Here is a 22765-nt window from a genome sequence, read left to right as displayed (position 1 = left end):
GCGGCGCTCAGTCGTCGAAGCGGGCCGCCGCCAAGTAGTCCGGCTTCGGGTCGAGCGCGGCGGCGAGGCGGAAGTGCCGCCGGGCCTGCTGCGGGCGCGACCACCGCTCGTACGTCCTGGCCAGCGCGAAGTGCGCGAACGCGTTGTCCGGCTCACGCTCCAGGACGATCGTGAACTCCAGCTCGGCCGCCCGCAGTTGCGCGGCGGCGAAGAACGCGCGGGCCCGCAGCAGCCGGGCCGCCGTGTGCTCCGGGTAGACGGCGAGCACGTCGTCCAAGAGCTTCACCGCTCCGCGCGGATCGCGCGCGGCCAAGAGCTGCTCGGCGGCGCGATAGTCGATGACGTGCGTCTCCGGGGTGGCATCGGGCACGACGAACCTCCTCCTGGTGTCGACAGGATCAACACCATGGACCGTAGGGGCTATTCCTGCCCGCGACCCCCACCGAGAACACGTGCACGGACCACGCGGTGCGATCAGCGCGAGCGGCTCAGGGACACCGTGAGCACCATGCCCACGAGCACGAGCAGGGCACCGGCGATCATGAAGGCCCGGTCCACGCCGGGCCGTTCACCGCCGAGCAGCACGGTCTCGCGCGGGTCCTCGGTGTCGTACGCGACGCTGACGACCCCGCCGGCGGGCAGCGGCCGCCGTTTGCTGGGCGGCACCGGAGAGACGACCTCCACGACCCGCCCGTCACCCGTCTCGAACTGGAGCAGCGGCCGCTCGGACCCCGGCTGCGGCGGTTTGACCAGGGCCTGCGCGATGTTCCCCGCGTCCCGCACGCGACGGCTGCGCTGAAGTCCGTACGCGCCCGCGACCAGCGCCACCAGGCCACCGAGCGCGGTGCAGGCGGCGAGGACGATCACGCGGTCGCGGCACGCGCCCGGCGCGCCAGCTCCGCCCAGACCTCGTCGACCCGCGCCCTCAACCGCTCCAGCGGTACGTCGTTGTCGATCACGATGTCCGCGATCTCCAGCCGCTTCTCGCGGGTGGCCTGCGCGGACATCCGGGCCCGCGCGTCCTCCTCGCTCATGCCGCGCAGCCGGGTGAGGCGGTCGAGCTGGGTCCCGGGGCTCGTGTCGACGACGATCACCAGGTCGTAGAGCGGGGCCAGCCCGTTCTCGGTGAGCAGCGGCACGTCGTGGACGACGACGGAGTCGGGGCCCGCGGCGGCCTCCAGCTCGGCGGAGCGGGTGCCGACCAGCGGGTGCACGATCTTGTTCAGGGTGGCCAGCTTGTCGGAGTCCGCGAACACGACGGAGCCGAGCTTCGGCCGGTCCAGGCTCCCGTCCGGGGCGAGCACCTCGGTGCCGAACGCCTCGACGACGGCCGCGAGCCCCGCGGTCCCGGGCTCGACGACCTCACGCGCGATCTTGTCGGCGTCGATCAGCACGGCCCCCCGCTCCACGAGCAGCCGTGACACCTCACTCTTGCCGGCACCGATTCCGCCGGTCAGCCCCACCTTCAACATAAGCGGAAGCTTAGAGGCTGTGATCAGGCGTCGCCCTCGCGTTCCGCCAGGAACTTCTCGAACTCCTGGCCGATCTCGTCCGCGGACGGGATGTCCATGGGCTCGGCCAGCATGTTGCCCCGCTGGTCCGCCCCTGCGGACGCGTCGTACTGGTGCTCAAGGCCCTGGACCAGGGAGACCAGCTCCTCGTCGCCCTCCTGCACCTGCCGGTCGATCTCCGTCTGCGTACGGTGCGCGTCCGTGCGCAGTCCGTGCGCGACGCCCGGCAGCACCATGCCGGTCGCGGCGGTGATCGCCTCAAGGACGGTCAGCGCGGCGTCCGGGTACGCGGAGCGGGCGATGTAGTGCGGGACGTGCGCGGCGACGCCGAGGACGTCGTGCCCGGCCTCCATGAGGCGGTACTCGACGAGGGACGCGGCGCTGCCCGGCACCTGCGCCTCCTCGAAGGGGCTGGCGTGTCCCGGCACCAGGTCGGTGCGGTTGCCGTGCGGGGTGAGGCCGACGGGGCGGGTGTGCGGGACGCCCATCGGGATCCCGTGGAAGTTCACCGCGAGGCGCACCCCGAGCCGCTCCGTGATCTGCCGCACGGCGGCCGCGAAACGCTCCCACTCGACGTCCGGTTCGGGCCCGGCGAGCAGCAGGAACGGCGCACCCGTCGCATCCTGCACGAGGCGCACCTCCAGCACCGGCTCCTCGTACTCGGTCCACCGGTCGCGGCGGAACGTGAGCAGCGGGCGGCGGGCCCGGTAGTCCACGAGCCGGTCGTGGTCGAAGCGGGCCACCACCTGGTGCGGCAACGAATCGATGAGCCGCTCGACGATCTGGTCGCCGGTCTCACCGGCGTCGATGTAACCGTCGAAGTGGTAGAGCATGACCAACCCGGCCGACTCCTGGGCAAGCGCCATGTCCACGGCGGCGAGCCCCTTCGGCTCCCATGAATACAGTTCCTGCGGATCAAGCACAGTGACCGCTCCTCCTCGTGTTCCACCACAAGAACGCACGGAACGGGTGCGGGCATTCCCGCCCGCACCCTTTCTCAGCAGCCTCTTACGTAGATAAGCAGCGCGTCAGTACGCGTCAGTTGGCCATCACGCGCGCGTGCAGCTTGCCGACCGCCCGCCGGGCCGAGGTGAACGCCCCGTGCTGCCAGGCGTCCGTGTAGCTGAGCCAGTCGCCGGCGAAGTAGACGCGGCCCGTCGGCTCGTTGAGCGGCTTGTAGCGGGGGTCGTCGGGCCCGCCGGGGGTGTCGTGCCAGGCGGCCTCCAGGTGCGGGGTCTGCCGCCAGTGGTGCGAGAACGAGGTCGCCAGCTCGGTCCGGTACTTCTCGCCGTAGATCTTCACGCCCTGCGCGACGGCCCGCGCCTCGCGCGCCGCGGGGCTGAGCTTCGCGTACTTGTCGGCATCCGCGTCGTAGTTGTAGTAGCCGATCATGAGGCCGCGCTCGCCGTGGAACCCGTACGACGGGTGCCAGATGTGGCTGAGGTCCATATCGGTCTCGGTGATGCCGCCGTAGATCCGGTGATCGGTCTCCCACCACCGGCTCCGGTACTCCAGGCCGATCTTCCCCGCGGACTGCGGCGTGATGGCCTGCAGGGCGCTCTGCACGCCGGAGCCGAGGTTGTGCGGGATCTTGGCGAGGATGTTGGGCGGCAGCGCGCCCACGCAGTAGTCCGCCTCGACGACCCGGGTCCGCCCGCCCTGCGTATACGTGACGGAGACCCCGTCCCCCTTGTCCGTGATCTTCCCGACGACGGCCCCGGTCCGTATCCGGTGCGCGCCGATCGCCTTCGTCAGCGCCTTCGGTATCTGGTCCATCCCGCCGACCGGCTGGAACATCAACATGGCCTGGTCGAAGCCGAATTCGAAGGAGAAGTAGCGCCCGACCCCACTGGCGAACACCTCGGACGCGGACGGCACGTCCCCGAGGATCGTGCCCGGCGTCCCGGTCGCGGCGGGCACGGTGGAGTACCCGCGCCGGTCGCACCCTTCGTAGGTGAGCTTGTCCCCCAGCGACCCGAAGTCCTTCAGGAACTCCACGAGCCGGTCCTGGTCGGCGGCGGTCAGCTCCTTGTCCAGCGCCCCCTTGTCGGAAGCCTTCGCGAGCAACTCACTCACATACCCGTAGACGTCGGCCTTGGCGGTCCGGTACCGCACGGGCTTCGTCATCCCGGCGCCCTCGTTGAAGAGATACGCGTCAGCATTCGTGTTGGTGAACACCTCGATGGGCACGCCGAGTTCACGACAGTAATCCAGAGTGACCATCCACTGCGGAAGTCTCGCCGGACCCGCGTTCATGTACTGCCCGTCGCTGAACCGGGCGGTCTGCTTGTTCCCGTACGTGTCGACGGTCGAATCGCCGCCCCGCACCGTGAAGTTGCGCCCACCGGTCCGGCCCCTGGCCTCCAGGACCGTACAGTCGTAGCCGGCCTTGCCCAGCTCGTACGCGGTGGCGAGCCCGGCGATGCCCCCACCCACGATCACCACTTTCGCGGCGCCCCGCCCACTCAGCGAGAAGTCCCCCGACCGCGGCGCCCGATAAGGCAGTTCACGCTGCGCCGCCTGCGCGGTGGGCGCGAGCCCGAGCGCCCCCATGGTGGCGAACATGGCCCCGGCACCCCCACTGACCCCCACCTTCCGCAAAAACGCCCGCCGACTGCTCCCGACCCCTGCCTGTACTGCTGCCATGACCCCGGCTCCCCTCAGATCGCACTCGACCTCAACGACCCGGGGATCGTGCCAACGCCCTGTTACACCCCACCCCCACTTCGTGTATCCCCCACGTTTCCCTTAAGGGTGGCGAGGACCGTCGCCCCAAAGGGGCGCGGGGAACTGCGCGCGCAACAACGGCCTACGCCGTACAGCGGTCGAGGCCCCCCTCTATGGCCCAGGGCACAAAAAAACGGTTGGGCCGCACCAACCGGTGCGACCCAACCGCTAACTACCTGCTAGCGCAGAGCGTTTCAGCTCTGGCCCCCCGCCAGCTTCTCGCGAAGCGCGGCAAGCGCCTCGTCCGAGGCGAGCGCGCCGGAGTTGTCGGCCGTCTCCGAGGAGTACGAACCGCCACCGCCGCCGCCACCCGTGGAGGCGGCCGGAGCCGCGCCACCGGCGGGAGCCGCAGCGCCCTCGGCCTCGGCCTGAGCGTCGGCCTCGCGGGACTTGATGACCTGAGCCTGGTGCTGCTCGAAGCGCTGCTGCGCCTCGGCGTACTGGGTCTCCCAGGCCTCGCGCTGGGTGTCGAAGCCCTCGAGCCAGTCGTTGGTCTCGGGGTCGAAGCCCTCGGGGTAGATGTAGTTGCCCTGGTCGTCGTAGGACGCGGCCATGCCGTACAGGGTCGGGTCGAACTCGACGATCGACGGGTCGGCGCCGAAGGCCTCGTTGGCCTGCTTCAGCGAGAGGCTGATGCGACGACGCTCGAGGTCGATGTCGATGACCTTGACGAAGATCTCGTCGTTGACCTGGACGACCTGCTCCGGGATCTCCACGTGGCGCTCGGCCAGCTCGGAGATGTGGACCAGACCCTCGATGCCCTCGTCGACGCGGACGAACGCACCGAACGGAACCAGCTTCGTGACCTTGCCGGGAACGACCTGGCCGATCTGGTGCGTACGGGCGAACTGCTGCCACGGGTCTTCCTGCGTCGCCTTCAGCGACAGGGAGACACGCTCGCGGTCCATGTCGACGTCGAGAACCTCGACGGTGACTTCCTGGCCGACCTCGACAACCTCGGACGGGTGGTCGATGTGCTTCCAGGAGAGCTCGGAGACGTGGACGAGACCGTCGACGCCACCCAGGTCCACGAAGGCACCGAAGTTGACGATCGAGGAAACGACGCCGGAGCGGACCTGACCCTTCTGCAGGGTGGTGAGGAACGTCTGGCGGACCTCGGACTGGGTCTGCTCGAGCCAGGCACGGCGGGACAGGACCACGTTGTTGCGGTTCTTGTCCAGCTCGATGATCTTCGCCTCGAGCTCCTTGCCCACGTAAGGCTGAAGGTCGCGAACGCGGCGCATCTCGACGAGGGAGGCCGGCAGGAAGCCACGGAGGCCGATGTCGAGGATGAGACCACCCTTGACGACCTCGATGACGGTACCGGTGACGATCCCGTCCTCTTCCTTGATCTTCTCGATCGTGCCCCAGGCACGCTCGTACTGAGCGCGCTTCTTGGACAGGATCAGACGGCCTTCCTTGTCCTCCTTCTGGAGAACCAGGGCCTCGATCTCGTCGCCGACGGCCACGACCTCGTTCGGGTCGACGTCGTGCTTGATCGAGAGCTCTCGGCTCGGGATGACACCTTCGGTCTTGTAACCGATGTCGAGGAGAACCTCGTCCCGGTCAACCTTGACGATGACGCCGTCGACGATGTCGCCATCGTTGAAGTACTTGATCGTCTCGTCGATGGCGGCGAGGAAAGCTTCCTCGTTACCGATGTCGTTGACCGCAACCTGCGGGGTGGTGGCGGTGGTCTCGGTGCTGCTCGTCATGTGGGAAAGGGCTCCGGCGGACATTGAAAGTCGGTGGGTACTGCTACGCCGGGAGCCCGTTTCGCTCTGAAGAAGCCGGACAGCCTTGGAAGCGCCGAATCCGGACTTCCCGAAGGAACCGGTGGCGCCTCGATCAACCGAGGGGACATGCAACAGATGCGAGCACAGCCTGCTATGTCCGAGGTGCGCAGGCCCGCAGCGCAACTTGTAGCATACGGGGGCAGCCGGACAGGGTCAATGCGCGAAGGCGCACACCCGGGGCGGATCGCCGCATACCCGGCAGAAAAGCCGTCACGCGAGGCCACTCGCACCGCAAGGCCCGCACATTATTACGAGGGAGCCGATCATCCAAGAGTCCGGACCAGTGGAAGCGCACGACTCCCCCTCGACGGTCGACGACGAGTCGACGGCGACCCGGCGGGACGCGGACACCACGGAGAGTTCGCGGGCCAACCGCGGCTGGTGGGACAGGAACGCGGACGACTACCAGGTGGAGCACGGCACGTTCCTCGGCGACGACCGTTTCGTGTGGTGCCCCGAGGGGCTCGACGAGATCGAGGCCGAGCTGCTCGGCCCGCTCGACGACCTCGCCGGCAAGGACGTCCTGGAGATCGGGGCGGGCGCCGCGCAGTGCTCGCGCTGGCTGCTCGCCCAGGGCGCCCGCCCCGTCGCCCTCGACCTCTCGCACCGCCAGCTCCAGCACGCGCTGCGCATCGACGGCGGCAAGGTGCCGCTCGTGGAGGCGGACGCCGCGGTGCTCCCCTTCAAGGACGGCTCCTTCGACCTGGCCTGCTCCGCGTACGGTGCGCTCCCCTTCATCGCGGACCAGGTGCAGGTGCTGCGCGAGGTGCACCGCGTGCTGCGGCCCGGCGGACGGTTCGTCTTCTCCGTCACGCACCCGATCCGCTGGGCGTTCCCCGACGAGCCGGGCCCCGAGGGCCTCTCCGTCGCCGCCTCCTACTTCGACCGCACTCCTTATGTGGAGCAGGACGACGAGGGGCAGGCCGTGTACGTCGAGCACCACCGGACCATCGGCGACCGGGTGCGGGACGTGGTGGCGGGCGGCTTCCGGCTCGTCGACCTCGTCGAGCCGGAGTGGCCCGAGTGGAACACGCAGGAGTGGGGCGGCTGGTCTCCGCTGCGCGGGAACCTGATCCCCGGTACGGCGATCTTCGTCTGCGAGCGGCGTTAGACACTGGTCACGTGATCCGTGACGACGCCCTGCAAGCCCTTCCCGTACGTTCCGCGCTGCCCGCGCTGACGTCCGCGCTCGACGCGGACGGGGCCGCGGTGCTCGTGGCGCCGCCCGGCACCGGCAAGACGACCCTCGTACCGCTGGTGCTGGCCGGGCTCCTCGACGCCGACGCTCCTGTACGTCGTGTGGTGGTCGCCGAGCCGCGGCGGATCGCGGCGCGGGCGGCGGCGCGGCGGATGGCGTGGCTGCTCGGCGAGAAGGTCGGGGAGCGGATCGGCTACACGGTGCGCGGCGAGCGCGTCGTCGGACCGCGCACCCGCGTCGAGGTGGTCACGACGGGGGTGCTGCTTCAACGGCTGCAACGGGACCAGGAGTTGAACGGCGTCGATGCCGTGATGCTCGACGAGGTGCACGAGCGGCACCTGGACGCGGACACCGTGGCCGCCTTTCTGTGGGACGTACGCGAGGCGCTGCGGCCGGAGCTGAAGCTGGTCGCGGCGTCCGCGACCACGGACGCCGAGGGCTGGGCCTCGCTCCTCGGGGGCGCTCCGGTCGTCGAGGCCGAGGGCGTCTCGTACCCGGTGGACGTGGTGTGGGCGCCGCCCGCGCGTCCGGTGCGGCCGCCGCACGGGATGCGGGTGGATCCGGCGCTGCTCACGCATGTGGCGTCCGTGGTGCGGCGTGCGCTCGCCGAGCGGGACGGGGACGTGCTGTGTTTCCTGCCGGGCGTCGGGGAGATCGCGCGGGTTGCCGGGCAGTTGGGCGCCTTGGGCGAGGTGGACGTGCTTCAGGTGCACGGGCGGGCGCCGGCCGCCGTGCAGGACGCGGTGCTGTCGGCGGGTGTGCGGCGGCGGGTCGTGCTGGCCACGGCCGTCGCCGAGTCGTCGTTGACCGTGCCGGGGGTGCGGGTCGTCGTGGACGCGGGGCTCACGCGGGAGCCGCGGGTGGACCACGCGCGCGGGTTGAGCGCGCTGACGACCGTACGGGCTTCCCGGGCGGCCGGGACGCAGCGGGCGGGGCGGGCGGGGCGTGAGGCGCCGGGTGTGGTGTACCGGTGCTGGGACGAGGCGGAGGACGCGCGCCTTCCGCGCTTCCCCTCCCCCGAGATCAAGGTGGCGGACCTGACGGCGTTCGCGCTTCAAGTGGCGTGCTGGGGCGACCCGGACGCGTCGGGGCTCGCACTGCTCGACGCGCCTCCCGGCGGGGCGATGGCTGCGGCGCGGGCCACTCTGGCCGTGGTGGGTGCGGTCGAGGAGGGGTCGGGGCGGGCCACCGAGCGGGGTGGGCGGTTGGCTCGGCTCGGGGTGCACCCGCGGCTGGGGCGGGCCCTGGTGGACGCGGCTCCCGTGGTGGGCGCGCAGCGGGCGGCGGAGGTCGTGGCGCTGCTGAGCGAGGAGCCGCCGCGGGAGTACGGGGATGATCTTGGCGGGGCGTTGCGGGCCGCTCGGCGCGGGCGGGACGCGTATGCCGGGCGGTGGGCGCGTGAGGTTCGACGGCTGGCCCGTCTGGTCTCTGAGCCCGCGCCTTCGGCGCGGGAGACGTCCCACCCACCCACCCGAAACACCGCACCGGACGCCCCGGCCGGCGGGACCGGGGGCGGGGTCGGGCGCGGGGTCGGACGCGGGGCCGGGCGCGGGACCGAAGGCAGCACCGGGGCGGGGGTCGGCGCCGGAGTCGGCGGCGGCAGAAGCTCCGGCTCCGGCTCGGCCACCGGCATCTCCTCCGGCTCCGGCTCCGGCTCCAGTAGCGACGATCGCGTCGCCGGGATCGTCGCCGCGCTCGCCTTTCCCGAGCGGGTTGCCCGGCGCGTCGGAGGGTCGCTGCTCATGGTTTCCGGGACCCGCGCCGACGTTCCCGACGGGTCTGCCCTGCGGGACGCCGAGTGGGTTGCCGTCGCCGTCGCCGACCGGCCCGTGGGGGCCGGGCACGCGCGCGTGCGGCTCGGGGCGGTCGTGGACGAGGAGGTCGCCCGGCGGGCCGCCGCGTCGCTGCTTCAGGAGGGCGACGAAGTGGCGTGGGCGGGCGGCGAGTTGGTGGCCCGGCACGTCACCCGGCTCGGCGCCGTGGAACTCGCCGTACGGCCGCTCAAGAACCCCGCCCCCGGCCTCGTACGGAACGCTCTGCTCGAAGGGCTGCGGCGGGAGGGGCTCGGGCTGCTGCGGTGGAGCAGGGACGCCGTGGCGCTGCGGGAGCGGCTGGCGTTTCTGCGGCGGCACGTCGGGGAGCCGTGGCCGGACGTGAGCGACGAAGCGCTGCACGCGCGCGTGGACGAGTGGCTGGAGCCGGAGTTGAGCGCGGCGCGGCGCCGGGCGGACCTCGGCCGGATCGACGCCGGGGAGGCGCTGCGGCGGCTGCTGCCGTGGGCGGGCGGCCAGGCGGCGCGTCTGGACGAGCTGGCGCCGGAGCGCCTCGAGGTGCCGAGCGGATCGCGGGTGCGGCTCGACTACTCCGATCCCGAACAGCCGGTGCTCGCGGTGAAGTTGCAGGAGATGTTCGGGCTGCGGGAGACGCCGCGCGTGGCGGGTGTTCCGGTGCTCGTGCATCTGCTCTCGCCCGCCGGGCGGCCCGCCGCCGTCACCGCGGACCTCGCCTCGTTCTGGGGCGACGGCTACCGCTCCGTGCGGGCCGATCTGCGCGGCCGCTACCCCAAGCACCCGTGGCCGGAGGACCCGGCGGCGGCCGAGCCCACGCGGCACACGAACGCCCGCCTCAGACGCTGACCGGGTCCGGCTCCGGCTCGGTCACCGGCGTCTCCTCCGGCTCGCCGGGGCGCCGGCTGCGCGCCTCCAGCCACAGCGACAGCGCGAGCAGCACCACGCCGAGGGCGAGGAAGCCCCACGGCAGGTAGGACGTCAGCAGGAGGACCAGGACGCGCTGGGACTTGACCAGGTCGACCGTCGACTCGGTGAAGTCGGGGCGCATCTTCACGTGGCCGGCGAACGCGGTGATCTTCTTGTCGGGGTCGCTCGCGAGCAGCGTGCCGCCGCGCATCTCCTCCTTGTGGATCTCCTCCCCGTACACGGGGGCGCCGGTCGTCGGGTCGACCCAGAATTTGCGGACCGTCGTGTAGTACATCTTGGTGCCGGTCTTGGCGACGGACTCCGGGGTGATGCCCTTGACGGGGAGCTTCTTGGGGAAGGGCACCTTCGTCCACGGGATCGTCTGCTCGAAGTAGTAGACGTCCAGGCCGTGGAACTTTTGGGTTCCCTGGTAGTGGATGGGGCGGGTGACGCGGGCGCGCGCGTCGAAGTACTCGTAGTCGCGCGGCTCCGTCAGGAAGGGCCACTTGAACTCGATGCCCTCGCGCTTGACCGGGTCGCCGTCGACGGATTCGCCCTTGGCGTGCACGGGCGCCGAGCTGTGGGCGTCGAAGATGTAGCGCTCGGGGATCTCGGAGACCATCTTGCCGTCGGGCCCCACTACGTAGGTGAGGCCGTCCCAGACGACGACATCGCGCCCGGCGGTCTCCTCCACCTTGTTCGACGCCTCGACGTTGCCCTTGAGGGTCTGCACGATGCTGAGCTTGGGGACCTTCTTCTCCTTCATGGTCCCGTAGTCGACGAGGGTCGCGTTCTTCGCCTCCAGGACCATCGTCTGGTACTGGCTCGGCGGGATCTTCGCGAGGCGCGGGAACGCGTACCAGCGCATCAGCGGGGACATCGCCGTGAAGAACACGGCGAAGGCGAGCAGGATCAGGCTGGCCTTGCGGCGCATCGCGGCGGCCCTCCTCAGCTACGGGCGTGGCACGGGCTTCTACGGGTGCTCTACAGGTGCTCTACGGGGGTTCTACGGGTGTTTGGGCACGGAGTGCAGCAGCGGTTTCGGGGACGTCTCGCCCGGCGGGGCACCGACCGCGGTCATGGTGAGGACCAGGGCGAGCGCCGCGGCGAGACCGATCGCCGCGGCGACGAGAGCGCGCATGTCCGACCTCCCTGCAGCCTTGCGGCACACGGAATCTGATGAGGCGTCAGGCCTCTGGGTCGGTGCACCGTAGCAACGCGGAGCGGGAATGAGAACACGTTGTACGGGATGTGGTTGAGCCCCCGACCATGCGCGGTCGGGGGCTCAACTCGGGGCCGTGCGACAGGTGTTACGAGGCCGCCGCCGCGGTCACCTTCAGCACGACGTCGGTCGTCGCGCCGCCCGTCGTGGTGACGCGCAGCAGGAACTCGCCGGTCGTGTCGTCCGCGTACAGCTTCGGCAGTGTGAAGTGCCCGTCGGCGCCGGCCTTCAGGCCCTTGAGGGTGCGAATCTTGTTGCCGTCCGCGTCCTCGAAGTAGGGGCCCTTGTCCGGCACCGTCGCGTCGTCCTTGGCCGTGATGAGGGTCGCGGTCGCGGCGACGTTGCCGGCCGCGACGCCCTTGTATGTGGCCTCCAGCTCGACGGCCTTGTCGAAGGTGCCGCCCGCCTCGCAGGTCAGCGCGTCGGTGCCGACCCGCTCCAGCTTGTCGGCGCGCGCGGTGACCGTCGCCGTGTGGTCGGGGCCGCTCACGCTGCGGCCGACGACGGTGGTGCTGACCTTGAACTGGCCGGTCTTCTTCCCCGCCTTGAGCGCCGGCGCGGTGGCCAAGCCCGAGCCGTTCGTGGTGACGGTGGCGCTGGTCACGCCGCCGGAGAACCTGGCGTCCGTGGCGCCGACGATCGTGAAGCGGATCTTCGCGGAGCCGACGGCGGAGCCCGCCGCGTTCTTCGCCTTCACCTTGACCCGCTCGCTGAAGGAGTCGTCCTGCAGGGCGGCGAGGGTGCCGGTGCCCGCGTCGGCGAGCTTGGTGACGGACGCGGTGGGGCTGGTGGTGGGCGGCGGGGTGGTCTCGCCGGGGCTCGTCGAACCGCCACCGCCGGTGCTCCCGCCGGGGCTGGTCGAGCCGCCGCCGGGAGTCGTCGAACCGCCGCTGGACGGGGGCTTGGACGGGTTCTTCGTGGTCGGCGAGTCGGACGGGCTCTCGGAGTTCCGGTGGGAGGGGCTCGGCGAGGGGCTCGCGCCGCTGCCCGTGCCGCCGCCGCTCGGGTGCCTGGGCAGCACGCCGGAGCCGTCGGGGACCGAGTGCGAGTTCTTGCGGTAGAACTCCAGCCACTTCAGGACGCGGGCGAGGTAGTCCGAGGAGTTGTTGTAGCTGAGGATCGCCTTGTTGAGGTCCAAGGCGTTCGACAGGTCGCGGTCGGCGCGGCACAGGTAGTGGCCCGCGGCGAGGGCGGCGTCGTAGACGTTGTTCGGGTCCTTCTTGCCGTCACCGTTGCCGTCGCGGCCCGCCCACTCCCAGGTGGAGGGGATGAACTGCATGGGGCCCACGGCCCGGTCGTGGACCGTGTCACCGTCGTAGTTGCCGCCGTCGGTGTCGGTGATCTTCGCGAAGCCGTTGCCGTCCAGGGGCGGCCCCGTGATCGCCTTGAGCGTGTTGCCGTCCTTGTCGACGTTGCCGCCTTCGGCCTGGCCGGACTCGACCTTGCCGATCGCGGCGAGCAGCTGCCAGTCCAGATTGCAGCCGGGCTTCGTGGTGCCTATCTCGGCGGCGGCCTTCTTGTACGCGTCGAGGACGGTCGCGGGTATGCCGGAGTCGTCGCCGCCCTTCCCGCCCGTGCCGGGCGAGGTGGTCGGGCCGTCGGTGGGGCTGTCCAGCGGCGGCAGGTCGGTGTAGTAGTCCGGGCCCGTCGCCGAGTCCGGCGGAGTGTCGTCGGAACGGTCCGCCGCGGAATTGCCGCCGTCCGGGTGCGGAGGGCTCACTCCGGGTGCCTGGGACGCGGACAGGGCCGCCACCGCCGCGGCGGCGACCGCGGCCGTCATGACTCCTCTGCGCAGTCGCCTGCCGAATACCGCCGCCATGCCGCGAGCCCTCCCCTTGTCGCCTGTACCGATCCGCCGTGCTCCCCCAGCGCGTGGATCCCGCCGACCCTACGACAACTTCCGCCGCACAGACACCCGTTCGTGCCCGGTATTGAACGTTTGCGCCGCAACCGATGTCGTACGATTCCACGCTCGCACGTCTGGGACGACAGGGGGCCACGTGCCGTTCACCATCAGCCATGCCGCGGCCGTGCTGCCTTTCGTGCGGCGGGACGGCTCGGGGCGCGGTCCGCTCGTTCCCGCGCTGCTCGTCGCCGGGTCGTTCGCGCCCGACCTCACGTACTACGCGGCGGGCGCGCTGCCGGGGGCGATGCGATTCGGCTCGTTCACGCACTCGTTCACGGGCGTGTTCACCGTGGACGTGGGGCTCGCGCTCGCGGTGGTGGCCCTGTGGGCGCTGATCCGGGAGCCGGTGCTCGGGCTCGTACCGGGGCGGCTGCGGGGCCGGGTGGGGGCGGTGGTCCGGCCTTCTGGGCGGCGTACGGGATGGTGGCCGCTGTGGTGGTACGTCTCCGCGGCGCTCGGCGCCACGACGCACGTCGTGTGGGACGCCTTCACGCACCCGGACCGCTGGGGCCTGCGCCTCTTCCCCGTCCTCGAGGAGACGTTCGCCGGCTCCCCGCTCTACTGGTACGTCCAGTACGCCGGTTCGGCCGCCGCCCTCGCCGTGCTCGCCGCGTTCGCGTGGTGGACGGTACGGGGCGCCATCCCCGCCGAGACGGGCCCGTCACCGTCCCCCGGCGAGCGGTGGCTGGCATGGACCCTGATCACGGGCTGCACGTGCGTCGCCGGCACGCTGCGGGTGGCGAACTGGCTGTCGTACGTCGACGGCGCCGGCCTCACCTGGCAACCGTGGGAGATCATCCCGGCGCTCTGCTTCGGAGCCGGGGCGGGCCTCGCCGTGGGCGTGGTGCTGTACGCACTGGTGAGCCACGTCAGGCCGCGCCGGCGCGCACAGTCACCTCAAGCGGCGCCGACGACTGCAGCCAATTCAAGCCCCGCTCTTGGACGAGAGCCAGCGGGGTCCGGGGCAGAGCCCCGATCTTTCCAGCCCCGCCGGCGTTTGAGGCGCGGGGCTCGGGGCGGAGCCCCGTGACGTAAGCCGGGCGCAGGCCACGAAAACGCACCCCGCACCCGGCCGACCAGGCCTCAGTGGGCAGCGGACTCCCAGTCCGCACCCAGCCCCACCGACACATCCAGCGGAGCGCGCAGCTCAACCGCCCCGGCCATCTCGCGCCGCACCAGCTCCTCCGCCGCAGCGGCCTCACCGGGGGCGATCTCCAGCACGATTTCGTCGTGGACCTGAAGCAGCATCCGCGACTTGAGCTTCGCCTCCGTGAGCGCCTTGTCCACGTTCAGCATCGCGATCTTCACGATGTCCGCGGCAGTGCCCTGGATCGGCGCGTTGAGCGCCATCCGCTCGGCCATCTCGCGGCGCTGCCGGTTGTCCGAGTTCAGGTCGGGCAGGTAGCGGCGGCGCCCCAGCATCGTCTCCGTGTACCCGGTGGCGCGCGCCTCGTCGACGGCCCGCCGCAGGTAGTCCCGTACTCCGCCGAACCGCTCGAAGTACGTGTCCATCAGGACCCGTGCCTCGCCCGGGTCGATGCCCAGCTGGCCGGAGAGACCGAAGGCCGACAGACCGTACGCGAGCCCGTACGACATCGCCTTGATCTTGCGGCGCATCTCCGCGTCGACCGCGTCCCGCTCCACTCCGAAGACCTGCGAGGCCACCGTGGTGTGCAGGTCCTCGCCGGAGTTGAACGCCTCCAGGAGGCCCTCGTCCTCCGACAGGTGCGCCATGACGCGCAGTTCGATCTGGCTGTAGTCGGCCGTCATCAGCGACTCGTAGCCCTCACCCACGACGAACCCACGCCGGATGGCGCGGCCCTCGTCGGTGCGGACCGGAATGTTCTGCAGGTTCGGGTCGGTCGACGACAGTCGTCCCGTCGCCGCCACCGTCTGGTTGAACGTGGTGTGGATGCGGCCGTCCGCCGCGATCGTCTTGATCAGGCCCTCGACGGTGACGCGGAGCTTGGCCTGCTCACGGTGGCGCAGCATGATCACGGGGAGTTCGTGGTCGGTCTGCGTGGCCAGCCAGGCGAGCGCGTCGGCGTCCGTCGTGTACCCGGTCTTGGTCTTCTTCGTCTTCGGAAGGTCGAGCTTGTTGAAGAAGACCTCCTGGAGCTGCTTCGGGGAGCCGAGGTTGAACTCCTCGCCCACGGAGGCGTGCGCCTCCTTCACCGCCTGCTGCACGGCGCCCGCGAACATCTGCTCCATCGACTCCAGGTGGGCGCGGTCGGCGGCGATGCCGTGCCGCTCCAGGCGCGCGAGGAGCGTGGACGTGGGCAGCTCGATGTCGGTGAGCAGATCGGCCGCGCCGACCTCCCCCAGGCGCGTGCCGAAGGCCTCGCCCAGGTCGAGGATCGCGCGGGCCTGCACCATGAGCGCGTCGGCCTCCGCCTGGTCGTCCTCGTCGGTACCAAACGCGAGTTGACCGTCGGCCGCGCCGGCCGGGGCCAGCTCGCGGCCCAGGTACTCCAGCGACAGCGCGTCGAGCGCGAAGGAGCGGCGGCCCGGCTTGACCAGGTACGCGGCGAGCGCCGTGTCCATGGTGATGCCGTCGACGCTCCAGCCGTGCTCGGCGAAGACCCGCATGACGGACTTGGCGTTGTGCAGCACCTTCGGCTTCTTCGCGTCGGCGAGCCACGTGGCGAAGGCCTTCTCGTCGGCCTCGTCCAGCGTCGACGGGTCGAACCAGGCGGCCTCTCCCCCGGCGGCGGCCAGCGCGACCTCGGTGACCGAGCCCGTACCGAGCGACCAGGTGTCGACGGACGCGAGGCCCAGGACGGCCTTGCCGTGCTCGGCCAGCCACGGCGCGACCTCGCCCGTGGCGAGGACCTTCCCGTCGAGCTCGACGCCCGGCTCGGCCGGCGTCTCCTCGGCCTCCTCGGCCCCCGGGTCGACGGCGAACAGGCGCTCGCGCAGCGACGGGTTACGGATCTCCAGCGTGTCCAGGATCATCGCGATCGCCGTACGGTCGTACGCCTCGCGCCCCAGGTCGGCGACCGTCTTCGGCAGCTCGACGTCGCGCACCATCTCAGTGAGCCGCCGGTTCAGCTTCACGGCCTCGATGTGGTCCCGGAAGTTCTGCCCCGCCTTGCCCTTGACCTCCTCGGCGCGCTCGACCAACTCCGCGAACGAACCGAACTGGTTGATCCACTTCGCGGCCGTCTTCTCGCCGACTCCGGGGATGCCCGGCAGGTTGTCCGACGGGTCGCCGCGCAGCGCCGCGAAATCCGGGTACTGGGCCGGCGTGAGCCCGTACTTCTCCTCGACCTTCTCCGGCGTGAACCGCGTGAGCTCGGAGACGCCCTTGGTGGGGTACAGCACCGTCACGTTCTCCGAGACGAGCTGGAACGAGTCCCGGTCGCCGGTGACGATGAGCACCTCGAAGCCCGCGGCCTCGGCCTGCGTGGCGAGCGTCGCGATGACGTCGTCGGCCTCGAAGCCGTCGACCGCGAAGCGCGGCGTGTGCATCGCGTCGAGCAGCTCGCCGATCAGCTCGACCTGCCCCTTGAACTCGTCCGGAGTCTTCGACCGGTTCGCCTTGTACTCGGTGAACTCCTCGGAGCGCCACGTCTTGCGGGACACGTCGAACGCCACCGCGAAGTGCGTGGGCTCCTCGTCGCGCAGCGTGTTCGCGAGCATCGACGCGAAACCGTAGATCGCGTTCGTCGGCTGGCCCGTCGCCGTCGTGAAGTTCTCCGCGGGCAGCGCGAAGAATGCCCGGTACGCCAGCGAGTGCCCGTCCATGAGCATCAGGCGGGGGCGCCCGCCCGAGCTGCTGTCTGCTGCCTTCGCCACCGGATCCACCGTCTTCTTCGCCGTCTTCGCTGCTGCTTTCTCTGCCACGCCCACGATCCTGCCACGCCCCACTGACAGCGCGGCCCACCCCGGACCGCCACCGGCGTTGTCACACCCCCGTGCGAAGATCGGAGACGTAGCTCACAGCACCGCATCGCAGCATCGCAGGACCTGCTCAAAGGGGAGCCGAACCATGGCAAGCAAGCCGCCCGCATCCGACCCGGTACAGGACGCGCCGCAGGTCGCGGCGCCGCAGCACCATGCCGCCGGGCTCCCCGCCGTGAAGCACTCGCTCAAGATGGCGCGCGAGCAGATGGGCGTGAAGCGGACCGCGCTGACGCTGCTGCGCGTCAACCAGAAGGACGGCTTCGACTGCCCCGGCTGCGCCTGGCCCGAGCCGGAGCACCGGCACGCGGCGGAATTCTGTGAGAACGGGGCGAAGGCGGTCGCCGAGGAGGCCACGCTGCGCCGCGTGACGCCGGAGTTCTTCGCCGCGCACCCGGTCGGGGACCTCGCGACGCGCTCCGGGTACTGGCTGGGCCAGCAGGGCCGGCTCACGCATCCCATGTATCTCGACGAGGGCGGTACCCACTACGAGCCCGTCTCGTGGGAGCGCGCCTTCGACATCATCGGCAAGGAACTGGAAGAGCTCGCCTCCCCCGACGAGGCCGTGTTCTACACGTCGGGGCGCACCAGCAACGAGGCGGCGTTCCTCTACCAGTTGTTCGCCCGCGAGTTCGGCACGAACAACCTGCCCGACTGTTCGAACATGTGCCACGAGTCGTCCGGCTCCGCGCTCACGGAGACGATCGGCATCGGCAAGGGCAGCGTCCTCCTGGAGGACCTCTACAAGTCGGATCTGATCATCGTCGCCGGGCAGAACCCTGGCACGAACCATCCGCGCATGCTCTCCGCCCTGGAGAAGGCGAAGGCCGGCGGAGCGAAGATCATCTCGATCAATCCGCTGCCGGAGGCGGGGCTCGAGAAGTTCAAGAACCCGCAGACCCCGAAGGGGATGACCAAGGGCGCCGCGCTCAACGATCTGTTCCTGCAGATCCGCCTCGGCGGCGACCAGGCCCTCTTCCGCCTCCTCAACAAGATGATCCTCGACACCGACGGCGCCACCGACGACGCCTTCATCGCCGAGCACACCCACGGCTACGAGGAGTTCGCCGCGGCCGCCCGCGCCGCCGACTGGGACGAGACCCTCGCGGCGACCGGCCTGTCCCGCGCCGACATCGAGCGCACCCTGGAGATGGTCCTCGCCTCCAAGCGCACCGTCGTGTGCTGGGCCATGGGCCTCACCCAGCACAAGCACTCCGTGCCGACGATCCGCGAAGTGGTCAACTTCCTGCTGCTGCGCGGCAACATCGGGCGGGCAGGCGCCGGCGTGTGCCCCGTGCGCGGCCACTCCAATGTGCAGGGCGACCGCACCATGGGCATCTTCGAGCGCCCCGCGCCCGCGTTCCTCGACGCCCTGGAGAAGGAGTTCGGCTTCGCCCCGCCGCGCGAGCACGGCTTCGACGTCGTGCGCGCCATCCGCGCCCTGCGCGACGGCCAGGCGAAGGTCTTCTTCGCGATGGGCGGCAACTTCGTCTCGGCGTCCCCCGACACGGACGTCACCGAGTCGGCGATGCGCCGCGCCCGCCTCACCGTCCACGTGTCGACCAAGCTGAACCGCTCGCACACCGTCACGGGTGCCCGCGCCCTGATCCTGCCCACCCTCGGCCGCACCGAGCGCGACCTCCAGGGCAGCGGCGAGCAGTTCGTCACCGTCGAGGACTCCATGGGCATGGTGCACGCCTCCCGCGGCCGCCTCGACCCGGCGAGCCGGCACCTGCTGTCCGAGCCGGCCATCGTCGCCCGCCTCGCCCGCCGCGTACTCGGCGCCGAATCGGCCACGCCCTGGGAGGAGTTCGAGAAGGACTACGCGACGATCCGCGACCGCATCGCGCGCGTAGTGCCCGGCTTCGAGGACTTCAACAAGAAGGTCGCCGATCCGAACGGGTTCGCGCTCCCGCACGCCCCGCGCGACGAGCGCCGCTTCCCCACCACCACCGGCAAGGCCAACTTCACGGCCGCGCCCGTCGAGTACCCGCGCGTCCCCGAGGGCCGACTGCTCCTGCAGACGCTGCGCTCGCACGACCAGTACAACACCACGATCTACGGCCTCGACGACCGCTACCGCGGCATCAAGAACGGCCGCCGCGTCGTCCTCGTCAACGCCGACGACGCCAAGGACCTCGACCTCGCCGAAGGCTCCTACGTGGACCTCGTGAGCGAGTGGAGCGACGGCGTCGAGCGGCGCGCACCCGGCTTCCGCGTCGTGCACTACCCGACGGCCCGCGGCTGCGCGGCCGCCTACTACCCGGAGACGAACGTACTGGTGCCGCTGGACGCCACCGCCGACACCAGCAACACACCCGCGAGCAAGTCCGTCGTGGTCCGCCTGGAACAATCCAGGACCGACTGAGCGTTTGCTCAGCCACGTGGGCGGCTCAGGACGCCCACGTGGACGACTCAAGCCACGTAGACGACTCAAGCAAGGCACGACGAACGGAGCCGGGCGCCATGGGCGAGCAGAACCACACGCAGTTCCCGCAAGAGGTCATCGACGAGTACGCGGCACTCGGCATCGACCTCGTCGCCCTGTTCTCCGCAGGACACCTCGGCACGCGCATGGGCATCGAGATGAAGGAGGCCTCGGCCGAGCGCGTCGTCGGCACCATGCCCGTCGAGGGCAACACCCAGCCCTACGGGCTGCTGCACGGCGGCGCCTCCGCCGTGCTCGCCGAGACCCTCGGCTCCGTCGGCGCGATGCTGCACGGCGGCAGCGGCAAGATCGCCGTCGGCGTCGACCTGAACTGCACGCACCACCGAGGCGCCCGCTCCGGCCTCGTCACCGGCGTCGCCACCCCGCTGCACCGCGGCCGCTCCACGGCGACGTACGAGATCGTCATCACCGACGAGCAGGACAGGCGGGTCTGCTCGGCCCGCCTGACCTGCATGCTCAAGGAAGTCCCGGACGCGCCCACCGCCTAACGGAAGGCAGCCCGGCGCCTACCGCTCGGCGGTCGGCGCCACCGGCAGCGTCACCGCACTGTCCCCGGCGCGCACCGTCATCCTCGTGCCCGCCGGGTAGCGCAGCGTGTAGTCGTAATCGGTGGAGATCAGGACGACACCGAGCCGGTGCCCCGCCTTGAAGACATAGTCCTCGGGCTGCATGTCCCACTTCAGCCGGTACTCGCGGCCCTCGACGACCTTCGACTGACGCTCGTACGACACCCGGTTCCGGGCATCCAGCCAGCCCCGCGTCACGATCTTGTAGTCGGCGGTCTCGGTGCGGTGCTTCGAGCGGTACGCGCACCCCGTCTCACCGGCGAGACCCGGCACGCCCTCGCCGTAACAGACCTGCTGCGAGGTGTCGGTGACCGTGCCGGAAGTGGCGCGGGTGTCCCGCCCGTAGTCGACGAGCAGCGCGGTCACATACGGCGACGTACCGGCCAGCGAGGCCCGCACATCGACCTCGGGCACGCCATTGAGCCGGACGTCCTCGTCCAGCGGCCCCGTCGTGTACGCGAGCCGGTTCGGATTCGCGTCGTCCGGCGACGTCACCAGCTTCTCCGCGGCGACCGTCCGGCCCGCGTCCGTCAGCGACTGCACGCGCTGGGGGCCCGCCTTGCTCCCCAGCGTGCCGTCGGCGCGCATCCGAAGCGTCGTCGAACGCGTGCCCGCCGCCGGCCAGTCGCTCTGCTGCTTCCAGCCGAAGTCGGCCTGCTCGACGTCGACCCGGGGCTCCTTCGTGACGCCGTTGTCGATGCCGTACAGATAGTGGTCGAACCAGTGGTGGACCTGGCTCAGCCACTCCTCCATGCGCAGCGGCATCGGATTGGCGTGCCCGGCCTGGTGGAGCCACAGCTTGCGCGGCACATGGTTCTTCTTCAGCGCCTCCCACAACTGGCCCGCGTTCTTCGTCTTCACGTTCCAGTCGTTGAGGCCGTGCACGACGAACGTCGCCGCCTTGATCCGGCGCGCGTCCTTCAGATAGTCGCGCTCCTGCCAGTACGGCGACCAGTCGCCACTCACCCGGTCCTGATCACGCTCCAGCGAGTCGAGCACCGGCTTGCAGATCTCCCGGTCGGCCCGCGAGTACACGTACCTGGCGAGCACGTCGGTGTCCTCGCCCTGGTACGTGCCGGGCGCCACGACACCGCCGTTCGCGCGGTAGTAGTCGTACCAGGAGGAGATCCCGGAGACCGGCACGATCGCCTTCAGGCCCTCAACTCCCGTACTGGCGACGGCGGTCGGCAGCGTGCCGTTGTAGGAGATACCCATCATGGCGGAGTCACCGGTCGACCAGTCCGCACGGATCGGATCGCCCTGCGTGTCCCAGCCCTTGGCGCGACCGTTCAGCCAGTCGATCGCGGCCTTCGCGCCGAGCGTCTCGTTGCGGCCACCCGAGGTCGGACAGCCGGTGGAGTCGCCGGTACCGAGGCTGTCGACCTCGGCCACGGCATAGCCGCGCGGCAGGAAGTAGTTGTCGTAGTACCCGCCGTACGCCACGGCCGGACCGGTCAACCCCGCCTTGTCCGGAGCCTGTTGGAACCGCTTGCCCGACTCCGGAAGACCGTCCTCGTCCAGGTCGACGACATGGTTCGGGACATCGTTGCCACCCGCCCAGTACGGGCTCGCCTCGACGATCGTGGCGACCTTCAGCCCCGCCGTCTCCGTCTCCTTGGGCCGCAGGATCCGCATGCGCACGGTGTCGCGCTTCCCGTCGCCGTCGCTGTCGGCCTCCGTCTGGACGTCGACCTTCTGCAGCACGGCGTCCGCACGCGAGAAGACGGGCTGCGTCTCACGATCCTTGATCTTCAACTCCGCCTGCCCGGCGGCGGGTTGCACGGCATACGCGGACGGGGCGGCCACCGCCGCCACCAGCGCACACACCAGGGCCAGGCCGAAGCGTCTCTTACCGGTGGATCTCACCATCGTGCCTCCAAGGGCGCGTTCGGGAGTTCACTCATGGGACGGGAGGTGACGTGAGGTATTCCATCGCGCCGCGCCCCGTCCGACCAGGGGGCGTCCCCAACTCACTTGTTGTGCACAGGTATTGACGGGCCCCACTGCTCAGCCGCCTCGCACCACCATTGGCGGACCCACCCCCTCCGCCCTACCGTCGAGCATGACCGGCATCGGGCCCGTCGAGCCGCACGAACCCGCGACCGACAGCCACCCTCGCGCGCCGCACCCCACCGACGTCGTCGGCGCCGACTCCCCGCGCCCGTACGACCGTTGGGCCGCACTGCCGCCCCGCAGGCGCCGCCTCCTCCTCGCCGGACTCGTCGCCGCGGCCGCCGTCGCGGGCACCCTCCTGCTTCCCCGCCCCGAGCGGCCCGCCCCGACGCCACCCGATCCCTGGCCCGCCCAGGTCACCCACCTGACGTACGAAGGATCACGCGGCGACACCTTCCGGTTCACCGTGCGCGTCGACCACGGCGGAACCGTGACGATCCGTCACATAAGGGCGGGCGACCAGCGATTGGCACTGACCTCCACGCCACGCCCGCCCATCGAGGCCACCCCGGACTCCCCGGTCACCCTCACCGTACGGATCGACGTACGCGACTGCTCCGCCCTGCCCCGCGCCCTCGACATGTCCTACCTGGACCTCACACTCACCAACCGGCGGGCCAGAGAACTGCACAGCTTCATCTTCGTCGAGCGCTATCCGCACGACCTGCTCACGGTGCTGCGCGCCCGCTGCAAAGAACCTCCCGCCGAACTCACACAGCGGTAACACTCGGTTACCTCTGCCGCAACGAAGCAATGCGAACGTCGCACCGCGTAGCCCTGTCGACGCACACGGGGCGTACCCGACCATGTCGATCTTGAGAACACCCCGCCCCACGAC

Annotated in this window: 17 protein-coding genes; 6 read left to right on the top strand and 11 right to left on the bottom strand. The window is 70.7% G+C overall.

Going from position 1 to position 22765, the window contains the following annotated elements; translation table 11 throughout:
• Positions 1-7 precede the first annotated feature (7 nt).
• From ACYSUO_RS31000 to rpsA, 6 genes are all read right to left on the bottom strand, one after another.
• Positions 8-370 (bottom strand): tetratricopeptide repeat protein, encoded by a 363-nt coding sequence (locus ACYSUO_RS31000; protein ID WP_461779523.1) that lies wholly within the window; start codon positions 368-370, stop codon positions 8-10.
• 104 nt (positions 371-474) lie between these two features.
• Positions 475-867 (bottom strand): hypothetical protein, encoded by a 393-nt coding sequence (locus ACYSUO_RS30995; protein WP_426904186.1) that lies wholly within the window; start codon positions 865-867, stop codon positions 475-477.
• Positions 864-1472: a dephospho-CoA kinase gene (gene coaE, locus ACYSUO_RS30990; protein WP_461779522.1), complete on the bottom strand. Its 609-nt coding sequence runs from the start codon at positions 1470-1472 to the stop codon at positions 864-866. Before coaE ends, ACYSUO_RS30995 begins: the two co-directional genes overlap by 4 nt.
• A 23-nt stretch (positions 1473-1495) precedes the next feature.
• The gene (locus ACYSUO_RS30985) at positions 1496-2434 is read right to left on the bottom strand and encodes a PAC2 family protein (RefSeq protein WP_461779521.1); all 939 of its coding nucleotides are present in this window, start codon (positions 2432-2434) and stop codon (positions 1496-1498) included.
• 115 nt (positions 2435-2549) lie between these two features.
• A complete protein-coding gene (locus ACYSUO_RS30980; protein WP_461779520.1) occupies positions 2550-4076 on the bottom strand; it encodes a flavin monoamine oxidase family protein in 1527 nt (508 codons plus the stop codon).
• Between the two features lie 356 nt (positions 4077-4432).
• Positions 4433-5953 carry a 30S ribosomal protein S1 gene (rpsA, locus tag ACYSUO_RS30975; protein ID WP_461779519.1) on the bottom strand — a complete coding sequence of 507 codons (1521 nt, stop codon included), beginning with the start codon at positions 5951-5953 and terminating at the stop codon, positions 4433-4435.
• A gap of 364 nt (positions 5954-6317) precedes the next feature.
• Here rpsA and ACYSUO_RS30970 point away from each other — a divergent pair, with 364 nt between their 5' ends.
• Together ACYSUO_RS30970 and ACYSUO_RS30965 are read left to right on the top strand one after the other, a co-directional pair.
• Complete coding sequence (locus ACYSUO_RS30970; protein WP_461779518.1) at positions 6318-7145, top strand: class I SAM-dependent methyltransferase; 828 nt, start codon at positions 6318-6320, stop codon at positions 7143-7145.
• An 11-nt stretch (positions 7146-7156) separates the two neighbouring features.
• Positions 7157-9868, top strand: coding sequence for an ATP-dependent RNA helicase (locus ACYSUO_RS30965; protein WP_461779517.1), 2712 nt, complete (start codon positions 7157-7159; stop codon positions 9866-9868).
• Here the strand turns inward: ACYSUO_RS30965 and ACYSUO_RS30960 are convergent.
• The 3 genes from ACYSUO_RS30960 to ACYSUO_RS30950 all read right to left on the bottom strand — a co-directional run bounded on the left by ACYSUO_RS30960 (position 9858) and on the right by ACYSUO_RS30950 (position 12969).
• On the bottom strand, positions 9858-10862 hold the full coding sequence (locus ACYSUO_RS30960; protein WP_461779516.1) for a PorA family protein: 1005 nt from the start codon (positions 10860-10862) through the stop codon (positions 9858-9860). The genes ACYSUO_RS30965 and ACYSUO_RS30960 overlap by 11 nt on opposite strands.
• Positions 10863-10934: 72 nt before the next feature.
• Positions 10935-11069 (bottom strand): SPW_0924 family protein, encoded by a 135-nt coding sequence (locus ACYSUO_RS30955; RefSeq protein WP_266720761.1) that lies wholly within the window; start codon positions 11067-11069, stop codon positions 10935-10937.
• Positions 11070-11238: 169 nt separating this feature from the next.
• Positions 11239-12969 carry a lytic transglycosylase domain-containing protein gene (locus tag ACYSUO_RS30950; RefSeq protein ID WP_461779515.1) on the bottom strand — a complete coding sequence of 577 codons (1731 nt, stop codon included), beginning with the start codon at positions 12967-12969 and terminating at the stop codon, positions 11239-11241.
• Positions 12970-13150: 181 nt separating this feature from the next.
• On the opposite strand from ACYSUO_RS30950, the gene ACYSUO_RS30945 reads away from it, so the two are divergent.
• Positions 13151-14086: a DUF4184 family protein gene (locus ACYSUO_RS30945; protein ID WP_461779514.1), complete on the top strand. Its 936-nt coding sequence runs from the start codon at positions 13151-13153 to the stop codon at positions 14084-14086.
• 53 nt (positions 14087-14139) lie between these two features.
• Here ACYSUO_RS30945 and polA read toward each other — a convergent pair whose 3' ends face one another.
• Positions 14140-16809 carry a DNA polymerase I gene (polA, locus tag ACYSUO_RS30940; RefSeq protein WP_461779575.1) on the bottom strand — a complete coding sequence of 890 codons (2670 nt, stop codon included), beginning with the start codon at positions 16807-16809 and terminating at the stop codon, positions 14140-14142.
• A gap of 238 nt (positions 16810-17047) precedes the next feature.
• Here polA and ACYSUO_RS30935 point away from each other — a divergent pair, with 238 nt between their 5' ends.
• Together ACYSUO_RS30935 and ACYSUO_RS30930 are read left to right on the top strand one after the other, a co-directional pair.
• Positions 17048-19327 (top strand): FdhF/YdeP family oxidoreductase, encoded by a 2280-nt coding sequence (locus tag ACYSUO_RS30935; RefSeq protein ID WP_461779513.1) that lies wholly within the window; start codon positions 17048-17050, stop codon positions 19325-19327.
• Positions 19328-19425: 98 nt separating this feature from the next.
• Entirely contained in the window at positions 19426-19896 is a 471-nt protein-coding gene (locus ACYSUO_RS30930) for a hotdog fold thioesterase (protein WP_403849512.1), read from the top strand.
• Positions 19897-19914: 18 nt separating this feature from the next.
• Here ACYSUO_RS30930 and ACYSUO_RS30925 read toward each other — a convergent pair whose 3' ends face one another.
• Positions 19915-21843 carry a Xaa-Pro dipeptidyl-peptidase gene (locus ACYSUO_RS30925; RefSeq protein WP_461779512.1) on the bottom strand — a complete coding sequence of 643 codons (1929 nt, stop codon included), beginning with the start codon at positions 21841-21843 and terminating at the stop codon, positions 19915-19917.
• 193 nt (positions 21844-22036) lie between these two features.
• Between ACYSUO_RS30925 and ACYSUO_RS30920 the strand changes: the two genes are divergently transcribed.
• Positions 22037-22651 carry a hypothetical protein gene (locus ACYSUO_RS30920; RefSeq protein ID WP_461779511.1) on the top strand — a complete coding sequence of 205 codons (615 nt, stop codon included), beginning with the start codon at positions 22037-22039 and terminating at the stop codon, positions 22649-22651.
• The last annotated feature ends 114 nt before the right edge of the window (positions 22652-22765 follow it).

Source organism: Streptomyces sp. UC4497 (genome assembly GCF_054871485.1).
The sequence above is the reverse complement of the archived record's forward strand: the minus strand, read 5'-3'. Positions and strand labels throughout refer to the sequence as shown.